This window comes from Massilia sp. ST3, assembly GCF_018119405.1.
Taxonomy (GTDB): Bacteria; Pseudomonadota; Gammaproteobacteria; order Burkholderiales; family Burkholderiaceae_D; genus Telluria.
The window spans coordinates 51243-71926 of the sequence record NZ_JAGPWC010000022.1 but is presented as its reverse complement, the minus strand read 5'-3'; the positions used below and the strand labels follow the sequence as shown (position 1 = coordinate 71926).

The 20684-nt window shown below is 66.0% G+C and carries 14 protein-coding genes and 1 pseudogene; 5 read left to right on the top strand and 10 right to left on the bottom strand.

Annotated features, from left to right (window positions below; genetic code table 11):
• Positions 1 to 507: pseudogene (locus KBW98_RS10025) on the bottom strand (hypothetical protein); the annotation flags it as partial.
• A 279-nt stretch (positions 508 to 786) separates the two neighbouring features.
• Between KBW98_RS10025 and KBW98_RS10020 the strand changes: the two are divergent.
• The 3 genes from KBW98_RS10020 to KBW98_RS10010 all read left to right on the top strand — a co-directional run bounded on the left by KBW98_RS10020 (position 787) and on the right by KBW98_RS10010 (position 4694).
• A complete protein-coding gene (locus KBW98_RS10020; protein WP_020656446.1) occupies positions 787 to 1056 on the top strand; it encodes a GlsB/YeaQ/YmgE family stress response membrane protein in 270 nt (89 codons plus the stop codon).
• A gap of 80 nt (positions 1057 to 1136) precedes the next feature.
• Positions 1137 to 2402 carry a cardiolipin synthase gene (gene cls, locus KBW98_RS10015; protein ID WP_211519985.1) on the top strand — a complete coding sequence of 422 codons (1266 nt, stop codon included), beginning with the start codon at positions 1137 to 1139 and terminating at the stop codon, positions 2400 to 2402.
• Between the two features lie 132 nt (positions 2403 to 2534).
• Positions 2535 to 4694, top strand: a complete 2160-nt coding sequence (locus tag KBW98_RS10010) for a S46 family peptidase (protein WP_211519984.1) — start codon at positions 2535 to 2537, stop codon at positions 4692 to 4694.
• Positions 4695 to 4784: 90 nt separating this feature from the next.
• Here the strand turns inward: KBW98_RS10010 and KBW98_RS10005 are convergent, their stop codons facing one another.
• Together KBW98_RS10005 and KBW98_RS10000 are read right to left on the bottom strand one after the other, a co-directional pair.
• Complete coding sequence (locus tag KBW98_RS10005) at positions 4785 to 5084, bottom strand: hypothetical protein (protein WP_211519983.1); 300 nt, start codon at positions 5082 to 5084, stop codon at positions 4785 to 4787.
• Positions 5085 to 5437: 353 nt separating this feature from the next.
• A complete protein-coding gene (locus KBW98_RS10000) occupies positions 5438 to 5662 on the bottom strand; it encodes a hypothetical protein (protein ID WP_211519982.1) in 225 nt (74 codons plus the stop codon).
• A gap of 270 nt (positions 5663 to 5932) precedes the next feature.
• Between KBW98_RS10000 and KBW98_RS09995 the strand changes: the two genes are divergently transcribed.
• Complete coding sequence (locus KBW98_RS09995) at positions 5933 to 7024, top strand: alpha/beta fold hydrolase (protein WP_211519981.1); 1092 nt, start codon at positions 5933 to 5935, stop codon at positions 7022 to 7024.
• Between the two features lie 3 nt (positions 7025 to 7027).
• On the opposite strand, the gene KBW98_RS09990 is transcribed toward KBW98_RS09995, so the two are convergent.
• The 3 genes from KBW98_RS09990 to KBW98_RS09980 form a co-directional block, all read right to left on the bottom strand.
• Positions 7028 to 8647: a S41 family peptidase gene (locus tag KBW98_RS09990; protein ID WP_211519980.1), complete on the bottom strand. Its 1620-nt coding sequence runs from the start codon at positions 8645 to 8647 to the stop codon at positions 7028 to 7030.
• An 86-nt stretch (positions 8648 to 8733) separates the two neighbouring features.
• On the bottom strand, positions 8734 to 9390 hold the full coding sequence (locus tag KBW98_RS09985; RefSeq protein WP_211519979.1) for a CatA-like O-acetyltransferase: 657 nt from the start codon (positions 9388 to 9390) through the stop codon (positions 8734 to 8736).
• Positions 9391 to 9409: 19 nt separating this feature from the next.
• Complete coding sequence (locus tag KBW98_RS09980) at positions 9410 to 10894, bottom strand: amino acid permease (protein WP_211519978.1); 1485 nt, start codon at positions 10892 to 10894, stop codon at positions 9410 to 9412.
• Positions 10895 to 11125: 231 nt separating this feature from the next.
• On the opposite strand from KBW98_RS09980, the gene KBW98_RS09975 reads away from it, so the two are divergent.
• Positions 11126 to 12316: a globin domain-containing protein gene (locus KBW98_RS09975; RefSeq protein WP_211519977.1), complete on the top strand. Its 1191-nt coding sequence runs from the start codon at positions 11126 to 11128 to the stop codon at positions 12314 to 12316.
• Positions 12317 to 12456: 140 nt separating this feature from the next.
• Here the strand turns inward: KBW98_RS09975 and KBW98_RS09970 are convergent, their stop codons facing one another.
• The 4 genes from KBW98_RS09970 to KBW98_RS09955 all read right to left on the bottom strand — a co-directional run bounded on the left by KBW98_RS09970 (position 12457) and on the right by KBW98_RS09955 (position 20499).
• Positions 12457 to 13314 carry a head GIN domain-containing protein gene (locus tag KBW98_RS09970; protein ID WP_211519976.1) on the bottom strand — a complete coding sequence of 286 codons (858 nt, stop codon included), beginning with the start codon at positions 13312 to 13314 and terminating at the stop codon, positions 12457 to 12459.
• A gap of 155 nt (positions 13315 to 13469) precedes the next feature.
• Positions 13470 to 14585, bottom strand: coding sequence for an NADH:flavin oxidoreductase/NADH oxidase (locus KBW98_RS09965; protein WP_211519975.1), 1116 nt, complete (start codon positions 14583 to 14585; stop codon positions 13470 to 13472).
• Between the two features lie 192 nt (positions 14586 to 14777).
• Positions 14778 to 15779 (bottom strand): succinylglutamate desuccinylase, encoded by a 1002-nt coding sequence (locus KBW98_RS09960; protein ID WP_211519974.1) that lies wholly within the window; start codon positions 15777 to 15779, stop codon positions 14778 to 14780.
• 4 nt (positions 15780 to 15783) lie between these two features.
• Positions 15784 to 20499, bottom strand: a complete 4716-nt coding sequence (locus KBW98_RS09955; RefSeq protein ID WP_211519973.1) for an NAD-glutamate dehydrogenase domain-containing protein — start codon at positions 20497 to 20499, stop codon at positions 15784 to 15786.
• Positions 20500 to 20684: the final 185 nt, after the last annotated feature.

Here is a 20684-nt window from a genome sequence, read left to right as displayed (position 1 = left end):
GAACGAACGCTCGAAGTGGGCCGCGTCTTCGTCCGAACGGGTATGCACGCCCATCACGATGCCGCCGCTCTTGATGCCTTCTTCATAGTGCTTGGCGCGTTCTTCCGGAATGCCGGCGCCGATCAGCGCGCCGATCAGGCCGCCGGTGATGCCGCCCGCGCCCGCGCCGGCCAGGGCCGCCGCCAGCGGACCGGCCACGACCACGCCCAGGCCGGGCAGGACCAGGGTGGTGCCGACGGCGGCAATACCTGCCAGCACGGCGCCGATGGTGCCGCCGATGCCTGCGCCGATGCCGGCGCCTTCGGCGGCTTTGCTGCCCAGTTCGGTATCGGTATCGCTGAAGTGGGTCTTGCGGGTGGTGTCCGACATCAGGAGGTTGACGTCGTCGCGGCCATAGCCGCGGTCGGAGATCGAGCCATAGGCGCGCTCGGCGCTGGCACGGTCCGGGAACAGGCCGGTCACCATGCGCGAATTCGAGTTCTGTTTGGTCGTATCGTAGCTGCTCATGGAAAATCCCTTTCTAGGTGGTGGTGCTGAAGCGTTGCAAAGATGTATTCCAGATTCGTGTTGCTAGTCCTGAAACCTTATGCCTCGACCTTTGCCTCTTCTGTTCGCTGACGCACCCAGCTTCCGAGTTTTTAAGCGGGGCCGAACAGCCGCGCAATTTCGGTATCTAACGTTCGTTGCCGCACCGACCTGATGGGGAGGGGTCACTAGACTTTTTTCCATGGCCACGGCAAAAAATTTGGCCTGGGGTATGTTTTTCCACTACGAGGAGGAATCAACATGTTATTCATTATCTGGATCGTTGTCGGTGGTATCTTGGGCTGGCTCGCCAGCATGGTCATGAAGACCGACGCTGAACAAGGCATGATTCTCAATGTCGTGGTCGGCATCGTCGGCGCCTTCCTGGGCGGCTGGCTGCTTTCCCCGCTGTTTGGTTCCGGCACCATCAATTCAGATGACTTCAGTGTCTCGTCGCTCCTGGTTTCGTTCCTGGGCGCCGTGATCCTGCTGGCCATCGTGAATCTGCTGCGCCGCGGCCGTGTACGCTAATAACAGTGAGTAGCCCCTTATAAACCAACGCCCCGTGCGTTGGTTTTTTTGTCCCTGCGGTTCGACAGATGAGCTCAAAAATGTTCTGGACAGCACTTATTACGTGCGTCGTGACGCTGATCGTCGGTTTCCTCGCGCTGAACTTCATGCCGAGCGAAAAGCAGATCGAGCGCCAGCTGACGCGCCAGTACGATACGCACGACCCGCAGTTCCGCCGCTCGCTCGGCGTGCTGCTGGGTCCTCCTATCCTCGAAGGCAACAAGGTCGAGGTCCTGGTCAATGGCGACCAGATTTTCCCGGCCATGCTGGAGGCGATCCGCTCGGCCAAGGAAACCATCACCTTCGAAACCTATATCTACTGGTCGGAAGAGATCGGACGCGAATTCTCCGACGCCCTGGCCGAGCGAGCGCGCGCCGGCGTCAAGGTCCACCTGATGCTCGACTTCATGGGCAGCATCAAGATGGAAGATTCGCTGCTGCAGGAAATGAAGGACGCCGGCGTCAACGTCCAGCGCTACCACAAGCCCGTGTGGTGGAAGCTGGCGCGCCTGAACAACCGCACCCACCGCAAATTGCTCGTGATCGACGGCAAGATCGGCTTCACGGGCGGTGTCGGCATCGCCGACCAGTGGCGCGGCAATGCCGAAGACAAGGAACACTGGCGCGACAACCATTACCGCGTCGAAGGCCCGGCGGTCGGCCAGATCCAGGCGGTGTTCATCGATAACTGGGTCAAGGCCACCGGCATGGTGCTGGACGGCCCCGAATACTTCCCCGCGCTGGAGCCGAAAGGCGGCATGCCGGCCCAGATGTTCTCCAGCTCGCCCACCGGCGGCAGCGAATCGATGCACCTGATGTACCTGATGGCGATCACGGCCGCGCGCAAGACCATCGACCTGTCGGCCGCCTACTTCGTGCCGGACGACCTCACCATCCGCACCCTGATCGCGGCCGCCAAGCGCGGCGTGCGCGTGCGCTTGATTACGCCGGGCAAGATCATCGACTCCGACCTGGTGAAGGCCGCCTCGCGCGAGCGCTGGCCCGAACTGCTGGCGGCGGGGGTGCAGATTTCGGAATACGACCCGACCATGTTCCATGTGAAGTCGCTGGTCGTGGATTCGCTCCTGGTCTCGGTCGGCTCGACCAACTTCGACAACCGCTCCTTCAGCATCAACGACGAAGCCAACCTGAACGTGATGGACGAGGAGTTCGCGCGCCGCCACATCGAGATCTTCGAAGCCGACTGGGTGCGCGCCACCCCGGTGTCGCAGCACAAGTTCGCCAAGCGGCCCTGGTACCAGCGGGTGGCCACCTGGGCAGTGTCGCTGATCGGCAAGCAGCTGTAAAGATTGGAGGGCTTCCGCTAGAAAACATCGGATTAACGCGTCGAAATACTGGTTGACGTTCTGTTCTGACATACAGATACTCTTGGGTGCTCCACGGAGACCATGTTTCTTACCCACACTAGATCGACGCGAATGAAAAAAACCCTCCTCTCGCTCGCCATCCTGAGCAGCTTCGCCGCGCACGCGGACGAAGGCATGTGGATGCCGCAGCAGCTGCCACAAGTAGCCAAGCAATTGAAAGCCGCCGGCCTCAAGCTGGACCCGTCCACCCTGACCAAGCTGACCGAATTCCCGATGGGCGCCATCGTGAGCCTGGGCGGCTGCTCGGCTTCGTTCGTGTCGCCGCAAGGCCTGGTCGTGACCAACCACCACTGCGTGTACAACAGCGTGGCGGTCAACTCGACCCCGGAACGCGACCTGCTGGCGAACGGCTTCCTGGCCAAGACCCTGGGTGAGGAACTGCCGGCCGCGCCGGGCAGCCGCGTCTACGTGACCGAGGAAGTGGCCAACGTCAGCGACCGGGTCATCACCCCGGAAGTCGCCAAGCTGAACGGCAAGGCGCGCCTCGACGCCATCGAGAAGAACCAGAAGCAGCTGCAGGCCGAGTGCGAAAAAGACGCCGGCTACCGCTGCACCGTCGCCAGCTACTACGGCGGCCTGGAGTTCTACCGCCTGAAGCAGCTCGAGATCCGCGACGTGCGCCTGGTGCACGCGCCGCCTTCGGGCGTGGGCAAGTTCGGCGGCGACACCGACAACTGGATGTGGCCGCGCCACACTGGCGACTACGGCTTCTACCGCGCCTACGTGAGCAAGGACGGCAAGGCCGCCGAGTTCTCCAAGGACAACGTGCCCTACCAGCCGAAGCACCACCTGAAGATCGCCAAGGAAGGCTCGAAGGAAGGCGACTTCGTCATGGTCCTCGGCTACCCGGGCCGCACCAACCGTCACCGCCTGCCGTCGGAAGTGGCCTTCACCTTCGACTGGAACTACCCGGCCTTCGTCCAGGCCTCGGGCGAGACCCTGGCGATCATCGAGCGCGAGACCAAGAACGATCCGGCCGCCAAGCTCAAGTACGCCGGCCAGGTCGCCAGCGTCAACAACTACTACAAGAACCGCAAGGGGATGCTGACTTCCTACCAGAACAGCGACTTCCTGCAGCGCAAGACCGCCGAGCACAACGCCCTGAAAGCCTGGGTCAACGCGAACCCGGCCCGCAAGGCGCAATACGCCGCGGACATCGACGCGGCCGAGAAGCTGATCGCCGAACGCGACGCCGGAACCCGGAAAAGCTTCTTCCTGACCTACGCCCAGCCGAAGTTCCTGAGCTCGGCGCGCGCCCTGTACCGCCTGGCCAACGAGCGCACCAAGCCGGACGCCGAGCGCAAGGCCGGCTACCAGGAACGCGACATGCCGCGCCTGACCTCGGTCATCACCGGCCAGGACCGCACCTACGACGAAAAGGTCGACAAGGCCCTGGTGCTGAACTTCCTCACCAAGTACAACGCGCAGCCGGCGGCCGAGCATGACGCCGCCTTCGACGCCGCCCTCGGCATCAAGCCGGGCATGGGCGAGGCCGAGCTGAAGGCCGCCCTGGACCGCATCTACGCGGGCTCCAAGCTGGCCGACAAGGAAGAGCGCCTGGCCTGGCTGAAGAAATCGCCGCAGGAATTCCAGGCTTCGAACGACAGCTTCATCAAGGCCGCCGTCGCGATGTACGACGCCGGCATGAAGGATGAGGCCAAGGACGAGGAACTGGCCGGCAAGATCCAGCAAGCCTACGGCAACTACATGAAGGCCAAGATCGCCTACATGTCTAGCCGCGGCCAGGCCGTCTACCCGGACGCCAACGGCACCCTGCGCGCCACCTTCGGCAAGATCGCCGGCCGCGCGGTCGGCGCCGACGGCACCACCGGCTGGACCGCCTTCACCAACGTCAACGGCGTGGTCGCCAAGCACACCGGCGAAGGCGAGTTCAACGCCCCGGCGGCCCAGCTGGAAGCGATCCGCAAGAAGGACTTCGGCAAGTACGTCGATCCGAAGCTGAAGACCGTGCCGGTCAACTACCTGGCCACCCTGGACATCACCGGCGGCAACTCGGGTTCGGCCGCGCTGAACTCCAAGGCCGAGCTGATCGGCCTGGCCTTCGACGGCACCCTGGATTCGATCATCTCGGACTGGGACTTCAACAAGGCCATGACCCGCGACATCCAGGTCGACATCCGCTACATCCTGTGGAACATGCAGCACGTCGACAAGGCCGACAACCTGCTGAAGGAAATGAACGCGCTATAATCGCAGTTCGCTTCTCCGAAAGCCACGCCGCCGCCAAGGCCGCGTGGCTTTTTTCATGGCGCGGCCGTCCGGCCAGGCATTTGCGATAAGTCAGGCCGGGACAGCAAGGGCGATCCGGTCGATGGCCAGCAGCAGGAAGACCGCCGCGATGGAAACGGCGAGGCGCAAGTAAAACGCGCGCGAGTACAGTCCATCCTGGTCCTTCCCACCGGATGCTGGGATCAGGTGATTCGCTACGGTCGACACACATGCCGCGCCAAACAGCAAGATCGGCGACACCGTGATGCGCTTGTCCAGCATGAGCGGCGACACCACGAGTGCAAGGGCAATCAGGATGAAAAACCAGTAAGAACCGGCTCTGCGGCTCGGGGCCGGGCAATGGGATGCCATGGAAAAGCTCTCTCGTGAAAGTCTCTCGTTTCGTGGGTGAAAGTCTAGCAGAGATGCCTGCAGTCGGAAATGCCGATCGCATCGAATAACGGCATCTAACGAATGACGGCAAACAAGCCGCCGCAATGAATTCGAACCGATATTGAACAGTGGTGACGAATAGAAGTCTCTTTATGCCATTTCAATAAAAATTCAAATAGGCGGCTTGCTCTCAAGCTTGGATAAAAATGACATCAATATATCCGTGCCTAGCCGAAATTTTATTGCTCGCGGGGAGTATTCGTGCGAGCTGGACCGAGGATATCTCCGGTAAGCACCACGCCTGCAAGAGGCGTGGCAACAACAAAATCCGCTTATGCCGAGATCTTGTAGATCAGGAAGGCGGCGCCAGCGCCAAGAATGATGCCGCCTGCCATGCCGACAGGACCGGCGGCCACGCCAAGACGCATACCTAGCGCACCGCCGCGTGCGAATGCATGCCAGCCTGCCGTACCGCCGGCAATACCACCGGCCACGGTCGCATCGTCGCGGTCGCCGCCGGACACCATCGAAATTTCCTCAAACGTCAATACTTGCATTTAATTATCAAAAAATGAATAGCCACTAATTAATGGCATTGGATTCTCACCTGACAATATTAGTAAATCAATGCGCGTCGAATAAAAAGAAAAATTAAATGAGAAAAGGATGGGTCAATGCAAATAATGCCATTAAAAACGCGGCGCCGCATGTTTCGGAACTAGCGGGCAGGCGATATTAATAATGCATCAGGGTGAGCGGAAAGCATGAAACGCTTGTCAGCCTCAGCGAAGCGCAGCATCCTGTGTGTATTTGGAGGAGATGAACCGATGAGGAGCAAAAAGATGTGGTTGCCGGCGGCCTGGCTGCTGCTGAGTGTCGCGGTATCAGCCCAAGAAGGCGGCGCGAAAACCTACGCCAGGGCGCGCCTGGCGGTCGAGGACCTGCAGCGCATCGTCGCGCCCACCGGCGTGCAGGACTCGTACAAGGCGAACATCGGCGGCGTCGAGCAGTGGATCAGCGTGCGCGGCCAGGACCGCGCCAATCCCATCATCCTGTTCGTGCACGGCGGCCCGGCCTCGCCGATCACGCCGACCATGTGGCAGTTCCAGCGTCCGATCGAGGAATACTTCACGGTCGCCAACTACGACCAGCGCGGCGCCGGCAAGAGCTATGGCGAGACCGATCCGAAGATCGTGGGCGACACCATCCGCATCGAGCGCTACACCGACGACCTGATCGAGGTGGCGGAACACCTGCGCCAGCGCTACGGCAAGCGCAAGCTGGTCCTGATGGCGCACAGCTGGGGCACGATCCCGTCGATGGCGGCCTCGCTCAAGCGGCCCGACCTGTTCCACGCCTATGTCGGCATCGGCCAGGTGATCAGGACCCGCGAGAACGAGCGCATCAGCTTCGAGTACGCGCTGGAACAGGCGAAGCTGCACAAGAATGCCGAGGCCCTGCGCGAGCTGGAGTCGATCGCGCCCTATCCGGGCGAGCAGCCGATCACGCGCGAGCGCATCGTGCTGGCCCGCAAATGGCCCCAGCACTACGGCGGCCTGAGCGCCTTCCGCAGCCAGTCCGACTACTTCTTCAAGGGGCCCCTGCTGTCGCCCGACTACAATGCCGAACAGGTCAAGGCGATCGACCAGGGCAGCATCCTGACCCTGGGCCGGCTGCTGCCGGAATTCGTCCAGGTCGATTATTCCAAGGTGACGAGTTTTCCGATCCCGGTGGTGATGTTCCTGGGACGCCACGACTACACTACGCCGACCGCGCCCACCGAGGCCTGGCTGAAGCAGGTCAAGGCGCCGTCCAAGCAGGCCGTGTGGTTCGAGCGCTCGGCCCACATGATGCCGTGGGAAGAGCCGGGCAAGACCTTGGTCAGCCTGCTGGAATACGTGCGGCCGCTGGTAAAGTAAATATCAGCGCGCCTGCAGCTTCGCGAGCGCGTCGGCGGACGCGCCCGAACTCGGTTCCAGCTGCAGCGCGCGCCGGTAGGCCGCGATGGCGCGTTCGCGCTCGCCCTTGGCCAGCCAGGCGGCGCCCTGCCCTTCATGGCCCCAGCCGGCGTTCGGATGGCCCGTGGTCCACAGTTCGAATACCGCCAGCGCGGCATCCGGCTTGCCCTGCCTGAGCAGCGCGTGGCCCGCCTCGTAGAAGGCCATCTGCGCATCCGCATGGCGGTTGAGGGCCTGTGCGCGCCAGTCCGCGTAGGCTTGACGCACCGCGCCCGGGCTGTCCGCCCGCGCCAGGATGCCGGCCAGCGGCGGCGCCGGGCGGTAGGAGCGGATCGCGGCCAGCGCCGGATCGACGCCCTTGCGGTAGTCGTCGAAGCTGAGCCCCGCCGACAGGGCCGGCGCCGACCATTCGCGCCGGTCGCGCTCATCCTCCTGCCACCAGATGGTGGAAACCCGCACTGTAATGCCGCTGTGCGGCAGCGTGATCTTGCGCGAGTCGCCATAGGAGTTAGCCTTGCCGCCGGTCGGCTCGCCCACCAGCACCGCGTCGGTATAGCGTTCCAGGTCGTTGGTGAGGAATTGCGCGGCCGAGAAGGTCGAGCGGCCGACGATGGCGAACAGGCGATCCTTCGCCTCCGGCGGCGTGGCGCGGATCAGGCTCGCGACCAGGGGCGGCACCAGGCCGCCGTTACCGCCGCGGTTCAGGCGCAGGTCGAGCACGATCCTGGCCGTCTTGCGCCGCGCCGCCTCCGCTTCGATGCGGCGCGCGAACCGGGCCAGCGTCTCGTTCTTCTCGTCGCCGACCTGGTTGAGCTGCACGTACAGGATCTTGCCGCCGTCGAGCGGCGCCAGGCGGAACTTGCTGCGAGCGTCCTGCAGCCATGGCGGCGTGGCGCTGCGCGCATCGACCCAGCCGGGACGCGGCATGAAACTCAGGTCGGTATCGGGCGGCATCATGTCGGCCGGCGGGGCCTCGTCCAGCTCCACGGTGCGGCGCTTGCCGTCCTGTTCCAGCACGAAGCGCGCCCGCTGCGGGCCGTCGCCCATGCCCAGCGCGTCCAGCACTTCCGGCATCACCAGCAAATGGGGCGCGAAGAACAGCGCGTTCTGCTCGTTGTCGCGGCCGACGATCTCGCGCACCGCCGCGTAGGCCTGCGCGGTCGACAGCGGGCCGATGCCGACCACCCTGGCGCCGACCAGGTCGCGGTGCTGCTGCGCCGCCGCGCGCACGTACAGGCCGTCCTCGAAGAAGTAGAGCGCCAGCGGGAAGGCGTGGAAGCCAATGTTCGGATCGCGCGTCGGCGCCAGGTTGGTATGGCCGTCGCCGACCATGGCGGCGATACGCGCCATCTCGACGATGATCTTGTGGCGCGGCAGGCTGTCGATGCGCGCATCCAGGCCGGCGACGGCGGCGGCGAACTGCTCGCGCGTCATCGTGTGGTAGAGATTGCGGTGGCGCGCCGGCATGCTCTCGGCCAGCACGCGCAGGTCTTCATGCCATTGCTGCGCGCTCAGCTCGCGCGGCTGCGCCTGCGCGCCGGCAGCAGCAGCCAGGACGGCTACCGCGAATATGCATTTCCACATAGGCCCTCCGTATCGACGATCGGGCCATCCTAGCAAGGGGATTCAGGCAGGCAGCCCGGATTGCGACAGGCTGCAGGATTCAAGGGTCAAGCGGTGGCGTCCGGGCTCCGCATGAAGCCCTCGATTTCCGCCGCGATGGCCTGGGCCAGCTGGTGGATGTGGAAGCCGTCGACGAAGCCGTGGTGGGCCTGGACGGCGAAGGGCAGCTGCACGCGGCCGTTCGGGGCGTCGCGAAAGCGCCCCCAGGCCAGCGCGGGAATGTCGGGCGAGCCGAGATCGGCGGTCGGGTGCTGGATCGAGGTGAAGTCGAGCCAGGGAATGCAGGTGATGAAGACCTGCTCCTTGGCTTCGCGCGGCGTCATGGTGCGGTACTTCTCGTTCAGTTCCGTCATGGCGCTGGCTTGCGCACGCGCCGCGACGCCGCGCGCCACCCATTCGCGCAGGTCGTCGGTCCATTCGAACTGGGCGAAATTCAGGTCGTTGTTCTGGTTGATGACCGTGAACGAGGGCCTCAGGCGCTCGACGCGGAACACCTCGCCATCGAGGACGCGGTAGCGGAAGTTGTCGACCTTCAGGATCGACCGCAGCACCGCGCACAGCAGCACGTGGAAGGGCGCCAGGCCCTGCTCCTTGCACCAGGGGCGCAAGTCGGGCAGCTCCAGGGTGAAGCAGATGTTGACCGCCGGGCTGTCCATGCGGTCGAACAGGGCGAAGCGGTCGCGCCGCGATTCGAACTTCTGCATCGGTGCTGCTCTTTCCTGCTTAATGTCCCTTGTTCAGGCGGCTGTGGCGCACGCTGTACAGGAAGTAGGTGGCGACCGCCACCGCCATCCAGATCGCGAACACGCGGAAGGTGGTGGCGGACAAGTCCTTCATGATGTACAGGCAGGCGAAGATCGACAGGCCCGGAATCAGGTAAGGACCGAAAGGCACGCGGAAGCCCTTGCGCGAACCGTCGGTCGGCTGGGCGTCGCCCTGCTTGGCGCGGATGACGGGCACCGCAATCGACACCACGATGAAGGCGGTCAGGGTCCCCATGCTCACCATGTCCCACAGGAAGGTGGAATCGACCAGGCCGGCCACCAGGCCGACCGCGATCGAGACGATCACGGTATTGCTGACGGGCGCCTGGGTGCGCGGGCTCACCTTCTGGAAGGTCTTCGGGATCAGGCCGTCGCGGCTGATGGCGTACAGGATGCGGGTCTGGCCGTAGATCGTCACCAGGGTCACCGAGAACACCGACACCACCGCGCCGGCCGACAGCACCAGCGCCGGCCAGGACTGGCCGGTGACGTTCTGCAGGATCACCGACAGGCCGGCCTGCTGGCCCTCGAACATGTGGGCCGGCTGGGCGCCCATGGCGGCGAAGGCCACCATCAGGTAGAAGGCGGTGACGATCAGGAGCGCGGCCAGGATGCCAATCGGGACGTTGCGGCGCGGGTCGCGCACTTCCTCGCCGGCGGTGGCGATGGTGTCCAGGCCGATGAAGGAGAAGAACACGGTGCCGGCGGCGGCGGTCACGCCGGCCATGCCGGCAAAGCCCTTGCTGTTGTCGGTATTGAAGAAAGGCTGGAAGTTCTCGGCGTTGAAGCCGCTGAAGGCGATCACCGAGAAGAACACCAGGATCGCCAGCTTCACCAGCACCATGATGGCGTTGGTGGTGGCCGATTCCTTGGTGCCGCGCACCAGCAGGATGCAGCACATGATCACCAGCAGCACCGGCGGCAGGTTGATGTGGCCCGGGTTGAAGTGGATGTTGTTATGGTCCGACACGAACATCGGCGAGCGCAGTTCCGGCGGAATCTGCCAGCCGATCGCGTTCTGCAGGAAGTTGTTCAGGTAATCAGACCAGCCGATCGCCGTGGCGCTGGCCGCCAGGCCGTATTCGAGCAGCAGGCAGGCCGCGACCACGAAGGCGGCGAATTCGCCCACCGTGGCGTAGGCGAAGGAATAGGAGGAGCCGGCGGCCGGCACCCGGCCCGCCAGTTCGGCGTAGCACAGCGCGGTCAGGCCGGCCGTGATGGCCGCGATCAGGAAGGACAGCACCACCGCCGGACCGGCCTTGGGCACCGCTTCCACCATGGTGAAGAAGATGCCGGTGCCGATGGTGGCGCCGACGCCGATCATCGTCAGGGGGAACAGCCCCAAGGAGCGCTGCAGGCCCACGTCGGCGGCGCTGTGGCCCTCCTCGTGATGGCGTCCTGCCGGTTTGGTACGGATCAGCTTTTGGCCCAGGGTCAGATTCACGGCTTGTCCTTCGGTGCTCGGTTGAGGCGGTGAGAGCGGCTCGGCAGCCGCGGGGGTAAAAGCAGCGATTATAGGGGTAACTGCAACGCCACAATAAAATTGTTTTCCCAAATGATGCACTAGAAGTGCATCTTTGTTAGAATTGTCCCGTCTGATTGTTGCCGCCCGTATTCAAGGCGCATTTTTTTGAAACATAAATATGCATTGTTAATGCATCAATAAGGAAAAATCATGATCTCCGCTGCTTCCCGTCCCTACATCGACGCGTCCGTTCCCGTCCTGCGCGAGCATGGCCTGACCATCACCCGCACCTTCTACGCCAGCATGTTTGCGGCGCACCCGGAACTGACCAACCTGTTCAACATGGGCAACCAGGCAAGCGGCGTGCAGCAGCAATCCCTGGCCTCGGCGGTGTTCGCCTACGCGGCCAACATCGACAACGCCGGCGCCCTGGGCCCGGTGGTCAGCCGCATCGTGCACAAGCACGCGGCCGTGGGCATCCGCGCCGACCATTACCCGATCGTCGGTTTCCACCTGCTGGGCGCGATCAAGACCGTGCTGGGCGACGCCGCCACCGAACCCCTGCTGAAGGCCTGGGAAGAAGCCTACGGCTCGCTGGCGCGCCTGCTGATCGATGCCGAAGCCAAGATGTATGCGGACGCCGGCGTCCAGCCGGGCGAGCTGCGCGCCATGCGCGTGATCGAACTGGTGCGTGAAAGCGACAACGTGACCGCCCTGCGCCTGGCGCCGGCAGACGGCGGCGCCCTGCCCCCGTTCAAGGCCGGCCAGTACGTGAGCGTGGAAGTGGTGTTCGCCGACGGCCACCGCCAGCTGCGCCAGTACAGTCTGTCCGATGCGAACGGCAAGGACAGCCTGCGCATCTCGGTCAAGCGCGAAGACGCCCAGGCGGACGTGCCGGCCGGCGCGGTGTCGACCTGGCTGCACCAGAACGTGAAAGTGGGCGACGTACTGAACGTGAGCCATCCGTTCGGCGACTTCCAGCCGGATACCGAATCGAACGAGCCGGTGGTGCTGCTGTCGGCGGGCGTGGGCATCACCCCGATGATCGCGACCCTGAACCGCATCGCCCAGGTCAATCCGGAGCGCCGCGTGATCTTCGCGCACGCAGCCCGCAACGCCGCGCACCATGCGCACCAGGCCGACATCGCCGCCGCCAAGGCGCGCATGCCCTACCTGCACGTGGTGACCTTCTACGAAGATGGCGCCATCGGCGACGCGCTGCCGGGCAAGATGGAACTGGCCCGCCTGCCGTCCTGGCCGAAGGGCGAGACCGACGTCTACCTGTGCGGCCCGCTGCCCTTCATGCAGGCGCAGTGGAATGCGCTGCTGGCGGCCGGCGCCCCGGCTGCGCGCCTGCACCGCGAAGTGTTTGGTCCGGATCTGCTGGACAACCTGCTGTAAACATCCCGCCATTCACACGCTGCTTGAACGCGTGGACGGGGGACCCGTCCACGCTACGACTTTTGTAGCATCGTAGGGTGGACGGCTTTGCCGTCCACGCGGTGATAGTTCGCCGTAAGATCATCCGGCGCGAACCGGCTTCAATCGAGCAGGTGAATCCTGTCCCCACTGAGGCTGCGCTGGGCCGGCTGGCCATACACGCGGATCCCGCCCGAGCCGCTGGTGCGGGCGATCAGCGACTGCTTCACCGTGGCGCGGATGCCGCCCGAACCGCTGGTTCCCAGGTCGGCGTCCTGCGTGCTCAGGCCCGCCAGGTCGACGCTGGCCGAACCGCTTACGCGCGCATTCAGCGAGCGCACCGCACCACTTGCCTCCAGCCGTCCCGAACCGCTCACGTTCACGCGCGCATAGTCGCCGTGCACGTCGCCCACCGTCATGCGGCCCGAACCCGACAGGTCGAGGTCGGCGCTGGCGCTGTGCAGCTGCGCGGCGTCGATGACGCCGGAACCGCTGGCGCGCGCGTTCAGGCTTTCCACCCTCCCCGCCAGGCGCACCTCGCCCGACCCGCTCTTGCGCACGTCCAGCGGCGCGCCATTCAGCTCGCTCACGTCGACCCGGCTCGAGCCCGAGGCGCGCACTTCGCTCAGGCGCGGCGTGGTGTAGACGATGCGGATCGGGGTCTTGCTGCGCACGTCTTCCTCGGTCCAGATGCGCAGGGTATGGCCGTTCGGCTCGGTGCGGATCAGGGGCAGCAGGTTGCTGTCCGCTTCCACCACCAGCGAGGCGGACGGGCCGACCCGCACCTCGACCGGGAGCGAGCCGCCCACGTCCAGGCCAGGGAGCGCCGGGACGGCGCGCTGGTCGCGCGCGGCGATGCCGTTGCCGTTCTCGACGCCCTTGCTCCACATGGTCTGGACATGCGCCCCCTCGTTCGGGGTGACGATGATGGCGCAGCCACCGAGGGTGGCAAGTGCGGCAAGGGCAAGAAGCTTACGCATGGCTATCCTTTGAGGGTATGGTTGTCGTTCGACGGGCGCAAAGCGCCAACCATGCCACTCTAGCAACCCACCTGCCTCGCCGCAGCCTGCGTGCGACAGGCTGCAAGAAATGGGGCATGAACTGCGGTCCGCCCATGTCCGCGGAGCGTGGGCGGCTAGCGCTGGCCCAGGCGCGTGTCGCCGAACAGCGCCTTGTGCTCGCGCGGCTGCGAACGCCAGTACTGCGGCGGCGCGAACACCTGGTCGCCCAGCCTGGCCGCCGCATGCCAGGGCCAGCGCGGGTCGTACAGCATGGCGCGCGCCAGGCCGATGACGTCGGCCTCCCCGTCCTGCAGGATCTGCTCGGCGTGCTCGGGCTCCGTAATCAGGCCGACGCCGATGGTGGGCATGCCGGTCTCGCGCTTGATGCGTTCCGCATAGGCGACCTGGTAGCCCGGGCCCAGCGCGATCTGCTGCGCCGGCGACAGGCCGCCGGTGGAGACGTGGATGAAGTCGCAGCCGCGGCTATTCAGCTCCTGGGCGAAGCGCACGCTCTGCTCGATCTCCCAGCCGCCCTCCACCCAGTCGGTGGCCGAAATGCGCATGCCCACCGCCATCTCGCGCGGCACGGCGGCGCGCACGGCGTCGAAGACCTCGAGCGGGAAGCGCATCCGGTTCTCCAGTGCGCCGCCATAGGCGTCCTCGCGCAGGTTCGACAGCGGCGACAGAAATTGGTGCAGCAGGTAGCCGTGGGCGCCGTGCAGTTCGATGGCGTCCAGGCCCAGGGCATGGGCACGGCGGGCGGCGGCCACGAAGCCGTCGCGGATGCGGGCCAGGCCTTGCTGGTCCAGTGCGAGCGGCGCGGGCTCGCCCTGCGCATGGGGGACGCTGGACGGGGCCACGGTCTGCCAGCCGCGCGGCTGGTCGGGCGGGATGTTGGCGCCGCCTTCCCAGGGCGCCTGGCTCGAGGCCTTGCGCCCGGCATGGGCCAGCTGGATCGCCAGCTTGATCGGGGAATGGCGGCGGATGGCGCGCACGATCGGATCGAGGGCCTCGGCGTGGGCGTCGGACCACAGGCCCAGGTCGTCGGGCGAGATGCGCCCTTCGGGCACGACGGCGGTGGCTTCGAGGATGAGCAGCGCGGCGCCGGACAAGGCGAGGTTGCCGAGATGGATCATGTGCCAGTCGGTGGCGATGCCCTCGATGGCGGAGTACTGGCACATCGGCGCGATGGCGATGCGGTTGGAGAGCTGCAGGGGGCCGAGTGCGGTGGGGGAGAACAGCTTGCTCATGGTGGCTCCGGGGCAAAGGCCCTAGTTTAGCCCGCATCCCAAAACAACGTCATCCCGGCGAAGGCCGGGATCCAAGTTTGCGTGAACAACCACTTCGCTTTGAACTAGTGGCTATGCGTCGGACTTGGATCCCGGCCTGCGCCGGGATGACGTTGTTTTATGCTTGAGGATGAATGCGCGCTGCTGCTTCGGTCAGTCCACCTTCACCACCATCAACCCGGCGCGCAATCCCACGCGCACGTCCGGATTGGGAAACACGACCAGCTCCTCGTCATGCTTCACCGTGTAGAAGGTATCGCCATCCTGCGCGATCACCTCGCCCTTCTTGAGCGCGGTGAAATTCCAGGTTTCGCGCCCGACCTTCATGCTGAACTGGTCGGACAGCTTGAGCACTTCCTGCACCTGCTTGAACACCAGCGGTGCGCGCCCTGCCCCGGCGGCAGGCTGCCCGCGCAGCAGGCGTGCCAGCGCCGCCGAAGAGTCGGCGAATTGCGACAGGTCGTTCCTCCCCAGCGTGCCCACCCGCCCCAGCTCGACCGTGGTGCCGGCCGCGCCGTGGTGCTCGGCGCTGTAGTAGCTGTAGGTCCCGGCCGACTTCGGGTTCATGATGACGGCCTCGATCCCGGCCTCGCCCAGCCACTTGACCAGCGTGTTGCGCGGACCCTCGGCGATGAGCTCGGGCACGATCGCGAACATCGGATAGTGCGAGGGACGGATCGCGGTGTGCAGGTCCAGGTGCCAGCGCCGCGGCCCGGCGCCTTCGAAGAAGGCGTCGGTGGCGGCGATCAGGACATCGGCCCGCGCCGCTTCCGCGGTTCCGGCCAGCGAGCCGCGCTCGGCGCGGAACATGCGGTTCAGGTCCGCGTCGATGAAGCGCTTGCCGGCCGCGATCGCGTCGATGTTCCCGACGCACAGCATCAGGTCCACCGCCAGCTCGCGCGGCGCGCGCGACAGCGCTTCGATGACGTAGGCCGTCATCTCGATCGGCCCGGTTTCGTCGCCATGCACGCCGACCGACACCAGCACGCAGGGGCGGGCCGCATCAGGCGCGGCCCCCTTGACCGTGAGGATGCCGGGCGCCGGCAAGCCAACCTGGAAACCCGCTTCCGAGAAACGCTGCGCAACCGGGCCGAAGTCCGCTTCGGCCAGGGCGCGCACCGCTTCCGGCAGCGCAGGAATGCCTGCTGCGCTCATCGCGTCAGGCCGCCAGGCGCTCGGGGTTCGAGCCTTCCGACAGCGCCCATACGTCCAGCATCGCCTGTTCCAGGTCGACCGCCTGGGCGTAGCCCGTCAGGCCGTGCTGGCGGGTGACCTCGCCGACGGCGGCCAGGGCGTCGCCCCCCTTGCCCGCATGCTCGATCACCTGCAGCAGCAGGCGCTGCTGGGCGCGGCGCAGCGACTGCAGCGCGTAGTTGCGCAGCTGTTCCTGCGACTTGGTCTGCGCCGGCAGCTTGAGGCCGCGTTCCAGCGTGTCGATGCCGGCCTGCTGGCGCAGCGCCATGCCGACCTGCAGGAACTGCGCCAGGCTCATGCCGCCCGGACGCTGCACCGAGACCGCCGCAAACAGGAAGGTCGCCAGCGACTCGATGGTCTCGACCGCCTTCCAGGCCGCCGTGAACGGCGCCGGCAGGCCGGTGTGGCCGTCGGCTTCCGAACGGGTCGGGCTCAGGCTGCGCAGCTGGTCGGCCTGGCCAAACAGGGTCGACAGTTCCGACATGCCGTCGGTGCCGCTTGGGAGCGACAGCACGCCTTCGATCACGGCGCGCATCAGGCCGCGGGTGCGGCTGTCGACCGAGATCGAGACGTCGCGCGGCACGTTCAGCGCATCGGCGTCGAGAGCGTCGAACACCGGCGCGAGGTGCAGTCCCGACCAGGCGCGGGCCCAGGCCTTGACGACCTCGGTTTCGTCGACGCGGTGCTCCGCGGCCAGGTCGCGCAGCATCAGCGGACCGCAGCGGTTGACCGCTTCGTTGGCCAGCACGGTCGCCAGGATGGCGTTGGCCAGCGGGTGATCGAGCGGATCGCGGGTGGCAACCAGCTGCGCCGGGAAGTAAGGACGCAGCAGCGAATCGGCCCAGGCTTCCGAGGTCAGGTCCAGCGCCGACAGGGTGCGCTTGAAGCGGTTCTTGACGTTCGCGACCACGACCGCCAGTTCCGGCGCGGTGAGGCCGTGGCCCAGGGCCTTGCGGCGTTGCAGCTCGGCGTCGCTCGGCAGCTGCTCGAGGTCGCGGTTGACGGCGCCTTCCGATTCCAGGTTCGAGATCAGGGCGGCGTAGCCGTCCACCACCGAAGCGCTGGACTGCGCCTGCGCCTCGCGGGTCAGCAGGTGGGTCTGCAGCGTGTTGTCGCGCAGGACCAGGTCTTCCACGGCGCCGGTCATCTCGTTCAGGACGCGGTTACGGTCGGCTTCGGGCAGCTTGCCGGCGTTGACTTCGGTGTCCAGCCAGATCTTGATGTTCACTTCGTGGTCCGAGCAGTCCACGCCCGCCGAGTTGTCGATCGCATCGGTGAAGATGCGGCCGCCGCCCAGCGCGAACTCGATACGGCCGGCCTGGGTGGCGCCCAGGTTGCCGCCTTCGGCCACCACCTTGCAGCGCAGTTCGTTGCCGTTGACGCGGATGCGGTCGTTGGCGCGGTCCTTCACTTGCGCATGGGTTTCGCTCGACGACTTGATGTAGGTGCCGATGCCGCCGTTGTAGAACAGGTCGACCGGGGCCAGCAGGATGCGGTGCATCAGCTCTTCCGGCGCCAGCGCGGTCTCTTCGATGTTCAGCGCGGCACGGATCTCAGGCGAAAGTTCGATCGAACGGGCCGAGCGCGGGTACACGCCGCCGCCTTGCGAGATCAGGCTCTTGTCGTAGTCTTCCCACGACGAGCGCGGCAGCGCGAACATGCGCTCGCGTTCCTTGAACGAGACTTCGACGTCCGGGGTCGGATCCAGGAAGATGTGGCGGTGGTCAAAGGCCGCCAGCAGCTTGAGCTGGCGCGACAGCAGCACGCCGTTGCCGAACACGTCGCCCGACATGTCGCCCACGCCGACCACGGTGACCGGGGTGGTGTTCATGTCGTGGCCCAGTTCGTAGAAGTGGCGCTTGACCGCTTCGAACGCGCCCTTGGCGGTGATGCCCATCTTCTTGTGGTCGTAGCCGTTCGAGCCGCCCGACGCGAAGGCGTCGCCCAGCCAGAAGCCGCGCTGCACGGCGATGCTGTTGGCGATGTCGGAGAAGGTCGCGGTGCCCTTGTCGGCCGCCACCACCAGGTACGGGTCGTCCTGGTCGAAGCGCACGGTGTTCTCTGGCGGGACGATGGCGCCACGCACGCGGTTGTCGGTCACTTCCAGCAGGCTGGCGATGAACAGGCGGTAGACTGCTTCGCCTTCGGCCGCCACGACTTCACGCGGGGCGCCCTGCGGCATCTGCTTGCACACGAAGCCGCCCTTCGAGCCGGCCGGCACGATGACCGCGTTCTTGACCATCTGCGCCTTCACCAGGCCCAGCACTTCGGTGCGGTAGTCTTCCATGCGGTCCGACCAGCGCAGGCCGCCGCGGGCGACCGGGCCGCCGCGCAGGTGCACGCCTTCGAAGCGGCGCGAGAACACGTAGATCTCGCGGTAAGGACGCGGTTCCGGGGCCAGCGCCAGGTTGCTGGTGTCGACCTTGAAGATGATCTTTTCACCGTCGTTCTGGAAGTAATTGGTGCGCACGGTCGCCATGCACAGGTCGACCAGGGCGGCCATGATTTCCTCGGTGTCGGCGTGGTTCACGCTCGACAGGCCGGCCTTGAGCGCGGCCAGCTTGGCAGTGCCCGCGGCGCGCTCGGTTTCGCCCAGCTTCGGATCGAAGCGCAGCAGGAAACCGGTGACGAATTCCTTCACCAGGGCCGGCTGGGTGCGCAGGGTCTCGGCCATGTAGCGCACCGAGAACTTGGAGCCCAGCTGGCGCCAGTAGCTGATGTAGGCGCGCACCAGCTGCACTTCGCGCAGCGACAGGCCGCCTTCGACGGTCAGGCCGTTCATGCGGCCGTCTTCGGCTTCGTTGTTGAACAGCGCGGTGAACAGTTCCTCGGCCACTTCCATGATGCCCGGCTTGACCAGCTTGGCGCCGCTCTCGTCGTCCACGGCCAGCGCGGTGACGTTGTGGCGCACGCCGTCGGCGGTCTTGAACGACCAGGTCTGCTCGCGGTCGACGGCGATGCCGGCGTTCTGCAGCGCCGGCAGCAGGCGCGACAGCGAAGGCACGTTCTCGCCCGAGTAGATGCGGATCGAGGCGTCGGCGGCGGCCTTGCCTTCGCCGCTGCCTGGTTCGATGCGCACGGTGACGCGGTCCTGCTTGCCGTTGTTCAGCACGGCCTGCAGGTCGCGGAAGGCGATCTCGGGTGCGGTGGAGGTAACGAAGCTGACCGGCAGGTTGGCGCCCATCTTGCGCAGGGTGCTGCGCTGGACGCCGTCCTCGATGCCGTTGGTCAGGGCGGCGAAGCGGTCATGCCAGCCGTCCAGGACGGCCAGCAGCGGCTGCTGGATGTCGGTTTCCAGGTCGAGCGGATAGCGCGCGGCGTGGGCGATCAGGTAGACGCGGGCCAGCGGGCCGTCGGCCACCAGCGGCTGCACGCGCACCTCGCGGGCGCCCGAGCTGTCCTGCAGGGCCTGGGCCAGGCTGGAGCCGACGGCGGCGCTGTAGCGCTCGCGCGGCAGGTAGACCAGCACGTTCAGGTGGCGGCGGTAGACGTCGCGGCGCGCGAAGACTTTCGGGCGCGGCTGCTTGTACAGCGAGACCACCGAGCTGCACACCTGGGCCAGCCATTCCGGCTCGGCTTCCAGGGCTTCGGTACGCGGCAAGGATTCCAGGATCTCGACGAATTTCTCGGCGCGGAAGCCTTCCTGGCGCACGCCCGCGATCGACAGCACCTTGGCCACGCGGCCACGTGCGAACGGCAGGCGCGCCAGCGGGGTCAGGGTGGCGGCGCGGGTGAACAGGCCGATGAAGCAGTGCTCGCCGAGGATCTTGCCCTGGGCATCGGTGTCGCGCACGCCGATGAAGTCCAGCGGCTGGTCGCGGTGCAGGGTGCCTTCCACGTCGGCCTTGACGATCGACAGGGTGTCGGCGCGGCGCGACAGGGTCTCGAAGTCGCCCGGGATGTTGGCCAGGCAGGTGCCGTAGACCGGATGCGCGGTGTCCTGCAGCACGCCGATGCGGCTCGGGATGTCGCGCTCGAGTTCGCGCGCGTCCGGCTTGACGGTGTAGTAGGCGTAGCCGAAGGGCTCGAAGCCTTCGTTCTTGGCCCACTCGAGGAAGGCCGCCACTTCCTGGCCTTCCGGGGTGCTCGCGCCGGCAGCGGCGGCGGCTACGGCGGTCAGGCGGTCGCCCATGGCCAGCGCGTCGCGGTGCACCACGGCGGCGTCGTTGGCGACCATGCGGATGCGCGCGGTCAGCGCGTCCAGTTCGCCGAATTCGAGTTCGTCGCTCATCAGGATCAGCACGATCGACTCCAGCGGCGCGCCGGCTTCGCCGACCGCGACCGCCTGGCCATTCGCGTCGCGTCGCACCGGCAGCACGGCGTTCATTACGCCGGCGGCGGTCTGGCGCTCCTTGCGCAGGGCGATCACGAAGGAGTCGACCAGATAAGGCATGTCGTCGTTCAGGATCAGCAGGGCGGTCGCCTTGCCGCCACGGCCGTCGGAGTAAGCCATCGATGCGATCTGGCAGCCGGGGCCGGTGCGCTGGGCCAGCTGCGAGAAGCCTTCCCACAGCACGGGGGCCAGGCTCGCGGGCGCGGTGCCGGCCAGGTCTTCGTCATCGAGCGATCCGAGCCACGCGCCGATCAGCGCGCCCACCTGTCCGGTGGCAGCGGCGCTCGCGTGGTTCGCGTTGACCAGCGAGAGCGTCTGGTTACGCAGGTCTTGCGACATGTCATTCATCTTACTTCTCCAAAGTTGTTTGCCTGGCGCGCTCCGGCTTGTGGCGTTGGCGCCGCCCTGCTGTATGGGACGGGGGTGTCCCGTCCGAATTCCCTTGGCGATCCGTCTTACCGCGAACGCGCCAATCCGTTATTAGAACATGCCCCGCGGGCCGGGTCACCCGTTCCGCATGGGCTCCGTGACGT

What these genes read in the sequence shown, in the direction of transcription:
- KBW98_RS10020 (WP_020656446.1), top strand. Translation starts at nt 787, where the DNA reads ATGTTATTCATTATCTGGATCGTTGTCGGTGGTATCTTGGGCTGGCTC.
- cls (WP_211519985.1), top strand. Translation starts at nt 1,137, where the DNA reads ATGTTCTGGACAGCACTTATTACGTGCGTCGTGACGCTGATCGTCGGT.
- KBW98_RS10010 (WP_211519984.1), top strand. Translation starts at nt 2,535, where the DNA reads ATGAAAAAAACCCTCCTCTCGCTCGCCATCCTGAGCAGCTTCGCCGCG.
- KBW98_RS10005 (WP_211519983.1), bottom strand. Translation starts at nt 5,084, where the DNA reads ATGGCATCCCATTGCCCGGCCCCGAGCCGCAGAGCCGGTTCTTACTGG.
- KBW98_RS10000 (WP_211519982.1), bottom strand. Translation starts at nt 5,662, where the DNA reads ATGCAAGTATTGACGTTTGAGGAAATTTCGATGGTGTCCGGCGGCGAC.
- KBW98_RS09995 (WP_211519981.1), top strand. Translation starts at nt 5,933, where the DNA reads ATGAGGAGCAAAAAGATGTGGTTGCCGGCGGCCTGGCTGCTGCTGAGT.
- KBW98_RS09990 (WP_211519980.1), bottom strand. Translation starts at nt 8,647, where the DNA reads ATGTGGAAATGCATATTCGCGGTAGCCGTCCTGGCTGCTGCTGCCGGC.
- KBW98_RS09985 (WP_211519979.1), bottom strand. Translation starts at nt 9,390, where the DNA reads ATGCAGAAGTTCGAATCGCGGCGCGACCGCTTCGCCCTGTTCGACCGC.
- KBW98_RS09975 (WP_211519977.1), top strand. Translation starts at nt 11,126, where the DNA reads ATGATCTCCGCTGCTTCCCGTCCCTACATCGACGCGTCCGTTCCCGTC.
- KBW98_RS09970 (WP_211519976.1), bottom strand. Translation starts at nt 13,314, where the DNA reads ATGCGTAAGCTTCTTGCCCTTGCCGCACTTGCCACCCTCGGTGGCTGC.
- KBW98_RS09965 (WP_211519975.1), bottom strand. Translation starts at nt 14,585, where the DNA reads ATGAGCAAGCTGTTCTCCCCCACCGCACTCGGCCCCCTGCAGCTCTCC.
- KBW98_RS09960 (WP_211519974.1), bottom strand. Translation starts at nt 15,779, where the DNA reads ATGAGCGCAGCAGGCATTCCTGCGCTGCCGGAAGCGGTGCGCGCCCTG.
- KBW98_RS09955 (WP_211519973.1), bottom strand. Translation starts at nt 20,499, where the DNA reads ATGAATGACATGTCGCAAGACCTGCGTAACCAGACGCTCTCGCTGGTC.